15 protein-coding genes are annotated in these 14,530 nt (G+C 68.3%); 6 read left to right on the top strand and 9 right to left on the bottom strand.

From position 1 onward, the window contains the following. Positions 1 to 106: 106 nt before the first annotated feature. Positions 107 to 2,140: a PhoX family phosphatase gene (locus tag EVU97_RS05020; protein WP_129664039.1), complete on the bottom strand. Its 2,034-nt coding sequence runs from the start codon at positions 2,138 to 2,140 to the stop codon at positions 107 to 109. Positions 2,141 to 2,337: 197 nt separating this feature from the next. Here EVU97_RS05020 and EVU97_RS05025 point away from each other — a divergent pair, with 197 nt between their 5' ends. Further along, entirely contained in the window at positions 2,338 to 2,925 is a 588-nt protein-coding gene (locus tag EVU97_RS05025; RefSeq protein WP_129664041.1) for a DinB family protein, read from the top strand. 133 nt (positions 2,926 to 3,058) lie between these two features. Here EVU97_RS05025 and EVU97_RS05030 read toward each other — a convergent pair whose 3' ends face one another. The 6 genes from EVU97_RS05030 to EVU97_RS05055 form a co-directional block, all read right to left on the bottom strand. Next, positions 3,059 to 3,580 (bottom strand): DUF4240 domain-containing protein, encoded by a 522-nt coding sequence (locus EVU97_RS05030; RefSeq protein WP_129664043.1) that lies wholly within the window; start codon positions 3,578 to 3,580, stop codon positions 3,059 to 3,061. Between the two features lie 109 nt (positions 3,581 to 3,689). Continuing rightward, the gene (locus EVU97_RS05035; RefSeq protein WP_129664045.1) at positions 3,690 to 4,325 is read right to left on the bottom strand and encodes a methylated-DNA--[protein]-cysteine S-methyltransferase; all 636 of its coding nucleotides are present in this window, start codon (positions 4,323 to 4,325) and stop codon (positions 3,690 to 3,692) included. Continuing rightward, positions 4,322 to 4,837, bottom strand: a complete 516-nt coding sequence (locus EVU97_RS05040) for an RNA polymerase sigma factor (protein WP_129664047.1) — start codon at positions 4,835 to 4,837, stop codon at positions 4,322 to 4,324. Before EVU97_RS05040 ends, EVU97_RS05035 begins: the two co-directional genes overlap by 4 nt. A gap of 76 nt (positions 4,838 to 4,913) precedes the next feature. Then, positions 4,914 to 5,447, bottom strand: coding sequence for a methylated-DNA--[protein]-cysteine S-methyltransferase (locus tag EVU97_RS05045; RefSeq protein ID WP_047310531.1), 534 nt, complete (start codon positions 5,445 to 5,447; stop codon positions 4,914 to 4,916). Continuing rightward, positions 5,444 to 5,812, bottom strand: a complete 369-nt coding sequence (locus tag EVU97_RS05050; protein WP_047310530.1) for a MazG nucleotide pyrophosphohydrolase domain-containing protein — start codon at positions 5,810 to 5,812, stop codon at positions 5,444 to 5,446. The genes EVU97_RS05045 and EVU97_RS05050 overlap by 4 nt, the downstream gene beginning before the upstream one ends. A gap of 40 nt (positions 5,813 to 5,852) precedes the next feature. Further along, positions 5,853 to 6,371 carry an O-acetyl-ADP-ribose deacetylase gene (locus EVU97_RS05055; protein ID WP_129664049.1) on the bottom strand — a complete coding sequence of 173 codons (519 nt, stop codon included), beginning with the start codon at positions 6,369 to 6,371 and terminating at the stop codon, positions 5,853 to 5,855. 172 nt (positions 6,372 to 6,543) lie between these two features. Between EVU97_RS05055 and EVU97_RS05060 the strand changes: the two genes are divergently transcribed. Next, entirely contained in the window at positions 6,544 to 8,244 is a 1,701-nt protein-coding gene (locus EVU97_RS05060) for a long-chain-fatty-acid--CoA ligase (RefSeq protein WP_129664051.1), read from the top strand. Between the two features lie 8 nt (positions 8,245 to 8,252). Here EVU97_RS05060 and EVU97_RS05065 read toward each other — a convergent pair whose 3' ends face one another. After that, complete coding sequence (locus tag EVU97_RS05065; RefSeq protein WP_240730134.1) at positions 8,253 to 8,906, bottom strand: class I SAM-dependent methyltransferase; 654 nt, start codon at positions 8,904 to 8,906, stop codon at positions 8,253 to 8,255. Positions 8,907 to 9,074: 168 nt separating this feature from the next. Then, complete coding sequence (locus EVU97_RS05070) at positions 9,075 to 10,628, bottom strand: MFS transporter (protein ID WP_129664053.1); 1,554 nt, start codon at positions 10,626 to 10,628, stop codon at positions 9,075 to 9,077. A 431-nt stretch (positions 10,629 to 11,059) separates the two neighbouring features. On the opposite strand from EVU97_RS05070, the gene EVU97_RS05075 reads away from it, so the two are divergent. From EVU97_RS05075 to EVU97_RS05090, 4 genes are all read left to right on the top strand, one after another. Continuing rightward, entirely contained in the window at positions 11,060 to 12,535 is a 1,476-nt protein-coding gene (locus EVU97_RS05075) for an amino acid permease (RefSeq protein ID WP_052946901.1), read from the top strand. 188 nt (positions 12,536 to 12,723) lie between these two features. Next, positions 12,724 to 12,909 (top strand): catalase, encoded by a 186-nt coding sequence (locus tag EVU97_RS05080; RefSeq protein WP_047310525.1) that lies wholly within the window; start codon positions 12,724 to 12,726, stop codon positions 12,907 to 12,909. A 78-nt stretch (positions 12,910 to 12,987) separates the two neighbouring features. Continuing rightward, positions 12,988 to 13,812 (top strand): glycosyltransferase family 2 protein, encoded by an 825-nt coding sequence (locus EVU97_RS05085; protein WP_165357885.1) that lies wholly within the window; start codon positions 12,988 to 12,990, stop codon positions 13,810 to 13,812. Continuing rightward, on the top strand, positions 13,809 to 14,516 hold the full coding sequence (locus EVU97_RS05090) for a glycosyltransferase family 2 protein (protein ID WP_240730135.1): 708 nt from the start codon (positions 13,809 to 13,811) through the stop codon (positions 14,514 to 14,516). Before EVU97_RS05085 ends, EVU97_RS05090 begins: the two co-directional genes overlap by 4 nt. Positions 14,517 to 14,530: the final 14 nt, after the last annotated feature.

Consider the following 14,530-nt stretch of genomic DNA (forward strand, 5'->3'; position numbering starts at 1 on the left):
GTGGGTCAGCGTAGAACGTCCATGCTGGCGCGCGGGCGCGGACACGAACGAGCGGCCCGACGCGCACCGTGCGCGCTCGGGCCGCTCGCTCAGACGATCGGTTGCGTCACTTGGCGTACGAGACGATGACCGACGGGCGCGGGAAGGCGTCCGTGTGCGGCCACGTGCTCGTGGGCTTCTCGAACGTGGCGTCGTCCGTCTCACCGGGGTGCTGCACGGCGGTGAAGACCGACAGCTGGTCGGGGGAGACGAGCGGGCCGCAGGTCTCGGCGCCGAAGGGCACGGTGAGGAACTGCTGCACGCGTCCGCGCTCCGGGCCCTCGGTGGGCACCCGGAAGAGGCCGTCGTTCGAGCCGAGGACGTTGCCGTCCGTGGAGATCCACAGGTTGCCCTCGGCGTCGAAGGCGACGTTGTCCGGGCACGAGATCGGGCTGACCTGCTCCTTCGGGAAGCCCGCGAAGTAGGTCTCCTGCGCGGCCGGGTCGCCGCAGATGAGCATGAGATCCCACGTGAACGACGTCGCCGTCTTGCGGCCCTTCTCGGTGATTTCGAGGACGTAGCCGTTGCGATTGCCCGACTTCGCCGTCAGCGGCGCACCGAGCGACTCGCGCACCATCGACGTGCCGAGCGGGTTCGCCTCGTCCGTCGTGAACTTCTTGCCACGGTCGGAGTTGTTCGTCAGCGCGCAGTAGACCTTGCCGTTGACCGGGTTCGGCTCGATGTCCTCGGGGCGGTCCATCTTCGTCGGGCCCACCTTGTCGGCGGCGACGCGCGTGTGGATGAGCACCTCGGCGACGCTCATGCCCGGCACGTAGGACTTTCGGTCGCTCGTGAGCGGGATCCAGGTGCCGGTGCCGTCGTGGAGGCCGTCAGCGGTGCCGTCACCGGTGAACTTACCGACGTAGAGGGTGCCGGCCGACAGCAGCGCCTTGTTGTGGCGGCGCGAGTGCGGCGAACGGTCGCGGCGGTAGCGGTCGCGCGAGACGAACTTGTAGATGTACTCGCCCTTCTCGTCGTCACCGGTGTAGGCGACGACGCGGCCGTCCTCGGCGATCGTGACGTTGCAGCCCTCGTGCTTGAGGCGCCCCAGCATCGTGTGCTTGACCGGCGGCGCGCTCGGGTCGAGCGGGTCGAGTTCGACGACCCAGCCGAAGCGGTTCGGCTCGTTCGGGGCCTTCGTCAGGTCGAAGCGCTCGTCGACGTCCTTCCAGCCCTTGCCCTTGCCGTTGATGCCGTAGCGCGCGTACGCAGCGGACTGCGTCGAGTCGAGCGAACCGGAGGCGTCGAAGTAGCCGTGGAAGTTCTCCTCACCGTGCAGGGTCGTACCCCACGGCGTCGTGCCACCGGAGCAGTTGGCGAACGTTCCGAGGATCGTGCGGCCGCGCGGGTCGGCCTTCGTGCGCAGCATCGGGTGGCCTGCGGCGGGGCCGTCGACCTGGTGCGGCGTGGACGCCGTGACGCGACGGTTGTAGCGCGAGCGGCGCGGGTCGACCGTGTGCCACGAACCCTTCTTGCGGCCCTTCTCGATGGCGACGACGGCGAGGCCGTGGGCAGCCATCTCGACCTTCTTCTTCGTCAGCTCGTCCATGCCTGCGGGGAACATGAGCTCCGGGTCGGTGTACTCGTGGTTGACCGACAGCAGAGCGCGGCGGCCGTCGAGCGGGATGAGACCGACGTAGTCATTGTTGTAGCCGAACTGCTGGGCCTGAGCCTCCGGCGTCTGCTTGTAGGCGTTGAACCTGGGCGCGCGTGCCGTCACCGGGTCACCCCAGCGGATGACGACGTCGTGCGTGAACTCGGGAGCGTTGACGACGTCGTCCTTGCGGTTGGGCGCGACGGAGGTGAACTCCGTCGTTCCGACCTTCTTCGGACCGCGGTGGCCATGGCCATGGCCGTGGCCGTGCCCCTTGCCGCCTGCTGCGGCCGGCGAGGCCGCGAGGCCGCCGAGAACCATCGTTCCGGCCGTGGCTTTGAGCACCGAGCGGCGAGCGATGGCGCGACGGGCGAGCGTCGCGAACTCCTCGTTCTCCGACGTGTTCGGCGTCGGGGCGTCGCACTGGTTCGCGCAGCGGTACTCACACGTCTTGTAGCTGCGCGAGCCGTGACGAGTGTTGACGAGGGGAAGCAGCTTCGGGCTCACGGGAGACTCCTGGTGCGTTCGGAAATGGGGCGAGGGCCAGGGGCATCCGCAGACGCCCACGGGGAGCGATCCTGTGGCGTGCAAGCGCTCGGCAAGCGACGTGAGAGCAGACGTGAGGTGAACTGCGCCAAAGCATTCCGTGACTGAGGTTCGCCTAAGACGTGAACCTGAGCGCCTGTCGTGGCAGGGTGGCGAGCATGGACGAAAACCAGCAGGGCGGGCTCGCCGAGCGGCCCGTCGAAGACACCGAATCCGCACGTCAGAACGGTGAGGACGGCGCATCGCCCGACAAGGGCTGGATGGCTGTCGTCACCGATGGGTGCGACGAATGCGGCTTCTCCCCGGACTTCGACGTCCAGACGACCGGGAAGCGCGTTCGCGCGACCATCCCCAAGTGGGAGGCCGTGCTCGACCGCCTCGACGCGCCGCGTCGTCCGGCTCCGGACGTGTGGTCACCGCTCGAGTACGCCTGCCACGTACGTGACATCAACGCGCTGTACCGCGGCCGCCTCGACCTCATGCTCGCGCAGGACGACCCGACGTTCCCGAACTGGGATCCGGATACGGTGGCCGTCGATTCGCGCTACGGCGAGGACGACCCGCAGGGTGTGGCCGAGGCCTACCGCCGTGAGGCGACGCAGACGGCCGACCAGTGGGACGCCGTCAGGGACGATGAGTGGGGTCGGCGAGGCCTGCGGGACAACGGTTCGACCTTCACCGTGGCGACGTTGGCTGTCTACTTCCTCCACGACCTCGAGCATCACCTCAAGGACGTGAGCGCCTGACGGAGGCGTGCTGCGTTCGCCCTACAGGCAGGCGGACGCTCGAACGAGAACGTGAGGAGGCGACGGGAACCGGGCGGTTCCCGTCGCCTCCTCACGTTGGTTCGGCTCGTGACGACGAGCTGATCCGCGGCGATCAGCCGTTGACGCGCGCCCACAGCCGCGGGTAGCGACGCTTCATCTCCTCGTCGTCGTCGAAGTCGAACTCCTCGCCGAGGTCGGGTTCGTCGGGGATGTCGCGATGCAGCGGCATCTGTTCGCCCGTGACCTCCTCGTAGGCGACGAAGGGCGCGCCTTCGAGTTCCTCGCACTCGTAGGCGTTCTCGTCGATCTCGCCGTCGGGCACGAGATCAACGAGCGAATCAGGATCGTCGATGACGGCGTCGAACGCTTCCCTGCCTTGGAGGATGAGCCAACTGCGGAAGTAGTCGAAGCTGTCGTCGCTGCATCCGCCGAGCAGGAGCGAGATGGCGCCCCAGACGTCCCACGAATAGGCGTCGTGCATGAGTTCGCGATGGCGCAACCACGCGTCGGCGATCTCGTCGGCGCCGTGCTCGGCGAGCGCGGTGACGAAGGCGTCGGCCTTCTCGTCGCAGTCGCCGTCCGGCACGGCGTCACGTGCCTGTTCGATGAGTTCCCAGTACTGCGTCCGGTCCATCGTGTGCTCCCGAGTCGAGGCTTTTCATCAGGCTACGACCGCGCTCGTGCTCGTGGGAAGAGGGTGAGGTGACAGCTCGGTCTCGACTTTGTCGCTGGGTCTGACGGCTTCAACCGCGCGCTGCGGCCGGAGCGTGGGCGTGCTCGTGGTCGAGGAGAAAACGCTTGGCTTCCTCGCCCCCGAGGTAGTTGCCGTAGCCGCCGTCGCTGCGCACGACGCGGTGGCACGGCAACACGATGGGCAGCGGGTTGGTGGCGCACGCCGAACCGACGGCGCGCACCGCCTTGGGGCGCCCCGCGTTCGTCGCCACCTGCGCGTAACTCGCGGTGGTGCCGTACGGGATGTCGGCGAGCTTGCTCTGTACCTCCCGCCGGAACGGTGCGCTCGACAGGCGCAGGTCGGTGCGCGTCTCGAAGTTCGAGCGCACGCCCGCGAAGTACTCATCGAGCTGACGGCGCAGATCGTCGGCCGGCGCTGCGGCCCGCAGGGTGCGGCGTCCGACGCGCTCACCGAGGCTCTCGAGCACGACGTCGAACCCTTCGCGCTCGAACGCCACACGGACGAGGGCATCGCCCGCGAGGGCGAGCAGCAGGGTGCCGACGGGCGAGTCGTGAGTGCACCAGACGATGTCGATGTCGCCCGAGCCACTCGCCGCGAGACGGGTGGCCAGCGTCTCCGTGTCGTGGATCTGTGCGAAGGCCGCGAGGCACTCCTCGAAAGCGGTTTCTGCCGGTGTGGATGTCATCGGGACTCCTCGGTGGGCGTGTCGGACGGCACGAGGCGAGCTCGCAGGGCGGCGACCGCGTCGGAGCCGCAGCGTCGCGCAGCAGCCGGGCTGCAATCGAGTTCGGCTGCAATCTCACCGAAACTCCACCCCGCCACGTACCGGTGGACGATGACGAACCGTTGCCGCGGCGTGAGCGTCACGACGTGCTCCCACACCTCGTCCGGGAGCGCGAGCTCGTCGGCGCCCGGAGCGTGGTCGCGACCCAGCACCCCGAGGAGGTCGGCGTCGTCGATCGGCTGCTCTCGCCGACGGCCACGCAGGACGTCGATGCAGCGTCGACCGGCGACCCGCACGAGCCACGCCTCGACGTTCGCTACCCCGTCGAAGGGGTAGGCCCTGAGCGCCGATACGAAGGTCTCCTGCCACGCGTCTTCGGCGTCGGGGCCGGGGCCCAGGACCGAGGCGCACACGGCGAGCACCGCCGAGGAGTGGGCCTCGACGATCTCGTGGAAGAGCGGTTGGTTCGTCATCACCGGGTAGTCGCGCGACGGGGCCGAAGTGTGAGGTCGCGGCACAAAAAAAGGTTCGACACGGCGGACGGAGCGATCAGAACAGGCGCGTGGCGCGCTGTTCGTCGCTCTCCTCGTGGGCGAGCAGCCACCGTTTGCGCTCCAGCCCACCCGCGAAGCCGGTGAGCGAACCGTCGGATCCGACGACGCGGTGGCACGGCACGACGACGGAGACCGGGTTGTGCCCCACGGCCTGCCCCACACCCTGGGCGAGCCCCGGCGTGAGTTCACCGTCGTCGCTCAGGGCTGCGGCGATGGCGCCGTACGTCGAGGTGCTTCCCGGTTCGATGAGGAGCAACTGCTGCCACACGCGCTGCTGGAACGTGGTGCCCACCGGCGCGAGCGGCAGGTCGAACGTCAGGCGGTCGCCGGAGAAGTACTCACTCAGCTGTCGCGAGCCCTCCGTGAGGACGTCGTCGCCGGTGCCCGTGACGTCGTCGCCGAACCACGCGGTCTCCGGCTGGTACTTCTGGCCGTCGAAGTAGGCGCCGACAACGGCGTCGGCGCTCGCGACGAGGAGCAGATCGCCGAGCGGCGTCGTGATGCGGGTGTGCCGGCGCGAGGGGCTCATTGGCGCTCCTCGATGGCGCCGGGCGGAGTCGGATCGCCGCCTGCCGCCCGCTCGCCGTGGAAGCGCTCCCACGGAAGCCACTTCCGCTCGAGTGCCGCCTCCGCGTCGATTCCGGCGCGCCCGGCGAAGACGAGCACCATGGCGAGCACGTCGGCGACCTCGCCCTCGAGGTCGGTGCGCAACTCGTCCGGGCTCTTGCCGCGGTTGCGCCCCTGACCACTCAGCGCGAGGTGCGCCTGGGCGAGTTCGCCGACCTCCTCGGTGAGTTTGAGTAGCGTCCACTCGGGCGAGCGCTCGACGCCGTAGTAGTCGCCGTAGCCCGCCGACACGCGTTCGACGCGCTCACTCCACTCACCGAGTTCCATGCCGTCATGCAATCACGCGGAACCGACAAGGCCGGCCCCGTCAGCCGAGGGCGAGTTGGAAGGCGTCCTCGGACCGCTTGTCGAACAGGACGAATCGGACGAGGTCGACGTTCTCGCACGACGCTGCCTGGACGGTACGCACGGCGACGCGAGCGACCTCGTGGACGTCCCAGCCGTACACGCCGGCGCTGATGGCGGGGAAGGCGACGGACCGGCAGCCTGCTGCGTCGGCCACCTGCAGCGATTCGCGGAAGCACGACTCGAGCAGCGCCGGGTCGGTCTGGCCGGCGTGACGGTTCGGGCCGACCGTGTGAACGACGTGACGCGCCGGCATCCGACCGGCCCCCGTGATGACGGCTCGGCCCGTCGGGAGGCCGTCCGGGTAGTCGCTCGCACGCACCCGCCTGCACTCCGCGAGGAGGTCGGGACCGGCTGCGGCATGGATCGCTCCGTCGACACCGCCACCCCCGAGCAGGCTCGAATTGGCGGCGTTGACGATGGCGTCGACGTCCTCCGTCGTGATGTCGCCCAGGGTGATCTCGATGCGTGGTGTGGCCATGGGTTCATCGTGCGCCTGACGGGGTGGTCGTCGTCAACAGTGCGTTGCCCGAGGCGGGTGCGCGAAGGTGATCTGCGCGACACCGGAGAGGGTCGCTGAGAGGCTCGTCACGCGGGTAGCGTGGCAGGGTTGACGTATGGGGTGAGAACCCCGTGAGAGCGAGGGGCGAACGATGACGAACGAATCGGTGTGGGCGGGTTCCTACGCCCCGGGTGTGCCGCTGCACCTCGACTACGGCACCGAGACGCTCGTCGAGCAGTTCGAGCGCGCCGCACGCAAGTTCAGCGACCGCCCCGCCATCGACTTCATGGGGCAGGTGACCTCGTACGGCGATCTCGCCCGTGACGTCCACCGCGTCGCCGCGGCCCTCGTCGAGATGGGTGTCGAAGCCGGTGACCGCGTCGCCGTGCTCCTTCCCGGCTGCCCCCAGAACATCGTGGCGACGCAGGCGATCATGCGCATCGGCGCCGTCGCCGTGCAGCACAACCCGCTCTACACCCAGGACGAGCTCAAGGCGCCGTTCGCCGATCACGGCGCGCGCATCGTCATCGCGTGGGACAAGATCACGCCGATGATCACCGACCTCGCGCAGACCACCGACATCGACACCATCATCTCCGTCGACGTGACGAAGGCGCTGCCGCTCGCGAAGCGCCTTGCGCTGCGTCTGCCGGTCGCGAAGGCGCGCGCCTCCCGCGAGAAACTCACCGGCCCCGCGCCCGACGGCGTCATGGCCTGGGAGAACCTGCTCACGTACGGCGACCTGCCGATCTGGCATCCGCGCCCGAGCAAGGACGACGCCGCCGTCATGCTCTACACCTCGGGCACGAGCGGAACGCCGAAGGGTGTGCCGCTCACGCACGCGAACCTCGTGGCCAACTGTCTGCAGGGCAAGGCGTGGGCGCAGCTCGAGGACGGGCGCGAGACGTTCCTCGTCGTGCTGCCGATGTTCCACGCCTACGGCCTGACGATCTCGGTGCTCGCCGGCATCAACCTGGGCGCGTGTCTGCTCGTGCTGCCGGCGCCGGAGGTGCCGCTCATCGTCGAAGCCATCAAGCGCCGCACCCCGACGTTCGCTCCCGGAGTTCCGCCGCTGTACGGGAAGATCATCGAGGAGGCCGAGAAGCGCGGGGTGAGCCTCAAGGGCATCCGCATCGGTCTGTCGGGTGCGATGTCGCTGCCCGTCGACCTCGTCGAGCGTTGGGAGCAGGCCACCGGCGGTCACCTCATCGAGGGCTACGGCCTGACGGAGACGAGCCCCGTCGTCGTCGGCAACCCGATCTCCGCCGACCGCCGCGCCGGCTCGATCGGAGTGCCGTTCCCCGACGTCGAGATCCGCCTCGCCGACCCCGAGGACGTGACGAAGGACGCCCCCGCCGAGGGCCCGGGCGAACTGCTCGTGCGCGGACCCCAGGTGTTCGGCGGCTACTTCGGCCGCGCCGAGGAGACGCGTCAGGCGTTCCACGACGGCTTCTTCCGCACCGGCGATGTCGTCGAGATGGGCGAGGGCGGCTACCTCACGGTTGTCGACCGCATCAAGGAAATGATCGTCACCGGCGGATTCAACGTGTACCCGAGCGAGGTCGAGGGCGCCCTGCGTCAGCACGAGTCGGTCGAGGACGTTGCCGTCGTCGGCATGCCTGCTTCGGGTGGTGGCGAGGACGTCGTCGCGGCCGTCGTCTTGGCGGAGGGGCACAGCGATGTCGACACGAAAGCGCTGCGCAGTCACGTCAAGCAGACCCTCACCGCGTACAAGGCACCCCGCCGCTTCGTCGTCGTCGACGAACTGCCGACGAACCAGATGGGCAAGGTCCAGCGCCGCGACGTGGCCAAGCTCGTCGAGGAGAAGGAAAAGGCTGCCGACGCTCGCTGAGCCGGTGATCAGGTGCGGCGCGCGATGACGACAGCCTGAGGCTCGCGCTCGCCGCCGACTGCCGGACGCTCGAGCCGTGCGATCACCTCGAGCCCTACCTCCTCGAGCGCAGCTGACATGTCGTCCGGCGTACGCAGGTACCGAGTGAGGACGATGTCGTGGCCCCGTTCTCGGTAGGCGCCCGAGGCGTCGCGTTCGCCCTCGCCCGCCTGGAAGGCGACGAGGACGCACCCGCCGGCGCGCGTCACCCGCGCGAGCTCGGCGAGCATCGTCGGCAGGTCGCTGTCGGGGTTGTGGATTGTCGAGTACCAGCTGAACGCTCCGTCGAACGACGCAGTGTCGTGGGGGAGCGCGGTCAGCGTCCCGACGCGCGTGGTGAACTGCGCGTGATCACGGTGCGCTCGACGAATCATGGCCGGTGACAGGTCGACGCCCTCGACGTCGGCCCCGAACCGGGCGAGCAGCGGCAGCATCCGGCCAGCTCCGCAGCCTGCGTCGAGCACCCGCGGGCGCGCACCGTCAGCGCTGGTGAGCAGACTGACGAAGTGCTCGATCATGGCCACGTCGACCGGCTGCTCGGCCTCAGTGGCGCGGAAGTGCTCGGCGTAGAGGTCGGCCACGTCGTCGTAGGCGGCCCGTACGCCGTGCTCTTTTGAGGTCACGCGAGCGAGGGTAGCGAGCGTTGGGCAGACTTCGGTGCGGTTGGGCCGAGGCGGGCACTGCCCAGCCGCAGGTGAGTCTGCCCAACGCCACGCGAAACCTCTGAACACGCGCCGCGGGCCCACCCACCGAACAGGTGAGCGGGCCCGCGTCAGGCGAAGCGTAGGCGATCAGACGCCGGCCAGCTTCTTGCCGTCGCCGAGGTCCTCGCCATCGGCTTCGGCGTTCGCGACGTCGTGCGCGTGGAACGGCAGCTCGTCGTGGTCGAGATCCGGGTTGTCGTGCTGGGTCTCGACGAGCTCCTTGGCCTCCTCCTCGCTACCGACCGTCGGCATCGAACCGGGCAGCGGCCTGCGCGCCGATTCCTTCATGCCGATGAGGGCGATGCCGCCGAGGACGGCGAAGAACATCGTGTAGAGCGCCGGCGACGCCTTGCTGCCCGTCAGCTTGACGAGGGACTCACTGATCGTCGGGGCGGTGCCGCCGAAGAGCGAGACGGCGATGTTGTACGACAGGGCCATGCCGCCGAAGCGCGATGCCGTCGGGAACAGCGCCGGAAGCGTCGAAGCCGACATGGCGACGTAGAACGTCACGGAGAACGCCAGCATGAGCATCGAGAGCCACACGAGGCTCTTGTTCTCCATCATGAGGTACGCGGGGTAGGTGAACACCAGGGTGGAGATGATGGCGATCCAGTAGACCGGCTTGCGGCCGATGCTGTCCGACAGCTTCCCCACGAAGGGGACGGCCAGGGACAAGGCGATGAGGGCCGGGATCGTCGCGGTCGCGGCGCCGAGTGTCGTGTAGTCGTGGTTGGACTCAAGATACCCGGGCATGTACGACGTGAGCGAGTAACCCGCCGTGTTCGTGGCGCCGACCAGGGCCATCGCGATGAGCAGGGGGCGCCAGTGGTGCTTGACGATGCCGATGAGGCCGAGCTGCGTCTGCGACTCGTCGATCTCGTCGTGCTTCTCCGCGGCCGCGTTGGCCGCCTGCGTCGATTCGAAGGTCGGGGACTCCTCGATCTTCATTCGGAACCACAGAGCCAGCAGGCCGAACGGGATAGCGAGCAGGAACGGCACACGCCAACCCCAGTCGAGCATTGCGTCGTCGCCGACGCCGAAGCTCAGGGCGGCCACGACGGCGGCACCGATGGCGAAACCGAGGTAGGAGCCGGTGTCGAGGAAGCTCGCGAGGTAGCCGCGCTTCTTGTCGGGGGAGTACTCGGCGACGAAGGTCGTCGCGCCGGAGTACTCACCACCGGTGGAGAAGCCCTGGACCATCTTCAGGACGATGAGCGCTGCGAACGCCCACCAGCCGGCTGTGGCGAAGGACGGCAGGAGCCCGATGAGGCCGGTGCCGAGCGACATCGCGATCATCGTGATGGCGAGCGTCTTCTGGCGGCCGATCTTGTCGCCGAGCGGCCCGAAGAAGATGCCGCCGAAGGGGCGAGCGAGGAAGCTCACCGCGAAGACGGCGTACGTGATGATCATGCCGGTGGTCTGGTCGGTGGTCTCCGGCTGGAACACCTTCGTCATCGTGGCGGCGAGGTAGCCGTAGATGCCGAAGTCGTACCACTCCATGAGGTTGCCCATGGTGGCGCCGGAGATGGCCTTCTTGAGGGGGCCCTTCTCGACGACGGTGACGTGGTTGACCTCGAGTTCGGGGTGTGCGCCGTGTGGTCCGTCCCCCACGGACCCGGCTGCTTGGCGGACGTCAGACATCGTTCCTCCTGCGCACACGCGGCGGACGAACCCGAACCGGGGCGCTGGGATAGCGAGCATTATTCGTTTGAGCGACCGTCAAGCAAACCGGCGGGGTTGCGTCTTGTCCATTCGAAATGGCCTGCGAGGGCGCGAAATTCGTAGCGAGTCCCGCGAGCGACCCAAGGATGCCAACGCAATTCGTGAGTGGTGTGAAGTGCCGCACACATAGAGCGACGATGCATCTTTTCGGGTCGATCGCGCGACCGATTCCTCGGCCGACGACGTTCCGGGTGTTCACCGGCCGTGGCGGTGAGTGACCTGCTTCACTCGCGGTTGTTACCCTTGGCCGATTTCGCGAGAGCGCGGGCTCATGGGCGCGCCCTCGGGGTCGCCGATTTCCACTTTCTACAGGAGCCACCATGTCCACGAGCGTCGATTCGCCGCCCCCGATGCCAGGAGGCGAAGGGAGCCTGCCCGGCGGGGCCGGCGACAACGACCTGCGCCGCGACCTCAAGGCGCGCCACCTCAACATGATCGCCATCGGTGGCGCCATCGGAACGGGCCTGTTCCTCGCCTCCGCCGGCTCGATCAAGGACGCCGGACCCGGCGGCGCGCTCGTCGCCTACGCCGTCATCGGTTTCATGGTGTGGCTGCTCATGCAGAGCCTCGGTGAGATGTCGACGTACCTGCCCCTGGCCAACTCCTTCGAGGCCTACGGCACGCGCTTCGTCAGCCCCAGCTTCGGCTTCGCGCAGGGATGGAACTACTGGATCAACTGGGCCGTGACGGTGGCCGCCGAGATCGCGGCGGCCGGCATCATCGTCAGTTATTGGTGGCCGGACGTCGACCAGAGGTTGGTCGCCATGGTCTTCTTCGCGGTGCTGTTCACGATCAACGCCGTGAGCGTCAAGGCATTCGGGGAGAGCGAGTTCCTCTTCTCCTCGATCAAGGTCCTCACCGTGCTCGTCTTCCTCGTCGTCGGGGTGCTCATGATTTTCGGCATCATGACCGACGCCCCCGGCACGAAGAACTGGACGACGGGTGACGCGCCGTTCGTCGGGGGCTTCACCGGCCTCATCAGCATTTTCATGATCGCGGGGTTCAGCTTCCAGGGCACCGAGATGATCGGTGTTGCCGCGGGCGAGGCCGACGAACCGGAGAAGACGATCCCCAAGGCGATCCGAGCGGTCTTCTTCCGCATCCTGCTCTTCTACGTCGGCGCCTTCATCGTCATCGGCTTCCTCCTGCCCTACACCGACCCGAAGCTCGCGAAGTCTGCCGACGGCGACATCACGGCGTCCCCGTTCACCCTCATCTTCGAGAAGGCCGGCGTCGTGGGCGCAGCGAGCGTCATGAACGCCGTCATTCTCACGGCGATCCTTTCCGCCGGCTCGTCCGGCCTCTATGTGTCGACGCGCATGCTGTACTCGCTCGCGCAGTCCGGCAAGGCGCCCAAGATCTTCCTGCGCACGAACAAGCGGCACGTGCCGATGCTGGCTCTCCTCGCAACGGCCGGTGTGGCGCTGGCCTGCTACGGCCTCAGCCTCGCGTCGGAGGATGCCTACACCTGGCTGGTCAATGCCTCCGGTCTCGCCGGATTCATCACGTGGTGCGGCATCGCATGGAGTCACCTGAAGTTCCGCCGCGCGTACGTGGCCCAGGGCGGCGACATCGCCGACCTTCCGTTCCGCGCAAAGTGGTTCCCCCTCGGACCCATCGTGGCGCTCGTCATGTGCGCCGTCGTCATCGTTCTGCAGAACTCGGATCTGATCTTCGAGGGAACCGTGGAGCCGGGCGGTCTGCTCGAGAGCTACATCTTCCTGCCGATCTTCCTGGCCGTGTGGGCGGGCCACAAGCTCGTCACGAAGTCGAAGAAGGTCGAGCCCCTGGAGGCCGATCTCACGCGTACGCGCAACCACGACTGACGCTTCCGGTGACCACGAGACCCTCGCCTTCGGGCGGGGGTCTCGTGCATGTGGGGCGGTTGCGATCGGCCCACGCACACCCCTGCGGACGTGGTGGGTCGCACTTCGTCGGGGATAGCTTATGAAGGAGGTCACGATCCAAGGTTGCGCCGCCACGAGCAAGTGCTCCCATGAAGTTGGAGGTCCGAATGGCTGACCCGCACACGACCCGAGGCAACGCAGACGAGATCCACCAGGACGTCCGCGACGACGATGTCATGACGACGCAGCAGGGGAGCGTCGTCTACGACGACCAGAACTCGTTGCGCGCAGGGGATCGCGGTCCGACACTCATGCAGGACGCGCACATGCGCGAGAAGAGTGCCCGAACCTGACTTCTGGCACGCGTCGTCGCCGCGTGCGCGGACGACGCCCTCGTCGTCGGGCGCCGTCGGCACGCCGATCTGAGCGCTTTGGGGCGCGCGGGCGTAGCCGCCCTGGCCGCCGGTGAGCTCGCGGACGACCACCTTCCGCTCCTCGAGGAACCGCAGTGGCTGCGTGAGGGTTACGCGCGCACCCGTGACCTCGCCGAAGCGGGCCCTGATGACTGGCGTTACGTCATCAGCGCTGTGCTCGCTCTACCCCGTGCGGTATTCACCGCGCTCGGCGGTTTCGACGCCTCACTCGTCGGCTATGGCGGTGAGGACTGGGATCTCGCGTACCGCGCCTGGAATGCCGGGATTGCGCTGCGTCACGTTCCGAACGCAGTGGCGTGGCACGACGGCCCGGACGCCGCCGGGCGTCAGGGTTTCGCAGAGGCCAAGGAGCACGAACAACTGGCCCTCGCGGAACGCATCCCGCAACCGTCGGTGCGGGGCCACGGTGGCGTGTGGCGTCAACCGCGCACCGTCGTGCGCTGGCAGGTCGGCGAGATGACGTCGAGCGCCCAACACGCCTGTCTGCTCTCGTGGTTGGCCCTCGGAGATGTCGAGGTGCGCCCCGATCGCCGCCTCCACACGCCGCTGGCTCGTGACCCGCGTGTCACCTTCTCGGGCGATGACGCTCTGTTGGCACGGGCGGAGTTCCTCGTCGAGATCGAGGGCGCCATCGAGCTGTGCGAGCCCGCAGAGTTCCTCGCGACACTGGGCGTCGGACCGCACGAGGCGCGGGGTGTGGCCGGTGCACGGACCCGGGACAGGGCACTCGGCGTCGCGGCCCGCCCGTTCGCCGAGGGGATCCTGATGTCACTCGACCCGAGCGCACGCGTCGACCTCGAAGCCCAGGGGCGTCGCCCATGACACGAGTGGACGCCCTCACCGTCGTCATCCCGGCTCGCAACGAGGTGCTCGCCTTACCTGCTTGCCTCGAGGCGCTCCACGCGTCGTTCCAGCTTGCCGGCCCACATGCCGATGTCATCCTGCGCGCGATCGTCGTGCTCGACTCGTGCACGGACGGCAGCGACACCGTCGTGCGCGCCGCCACCCAGGCGTGGCACCAGGCGGGGCGTGCCGCACTCGAATCGATCACCGTCATGGCCGGTGGTGTCGGGTTGGCGCGCGCCATTGGGAACGCGCGAGCGCTCGCACTTCATGCCGGGGCGGGTCACGAACCCGACACACTCTGGCTGGCCTCCACCGACGCCGACACCATCGTGCCCGGCCACTGGATCTCAACGCATCTTTCCGCTGCCCGAGCCGGTGAGGACGCGCTCGTCGGCACCGTCGAACCGGACGCGACGCTGCCGCTGCACGATCGTGCCCTGTGGCTCGAGCGACACCACCTCGTCGAGGACCACCCCCATGTCCACGGTGCGAACCTGGGGGTACGGGCCTCGGCCTACCTCGCCGTCGGCGGGTACCGCGCTCTGACCCTGCACGAGGACGCCGATCTCGTCGGCCGCCTGCGCGCGGCACCCGGGGTGCGTGTTCGTGCGACCGACGCGCACCGGGTGGTGACGTCGAGTCGGCTCGAGGCACGCGCGAGCGGTGGGTTCGCGACCTAGCTGAAGAACCTCAC

It is taken from the genome of Dermacoccus sp. 147Ba, assembly GCF_004151355.1.
GTDB lineage: Bacteria > Actinomycetota > Actinomycetes > Actinomycetales > Dermatophilaceae > Dermacoccus > Dermacoccus abyssi.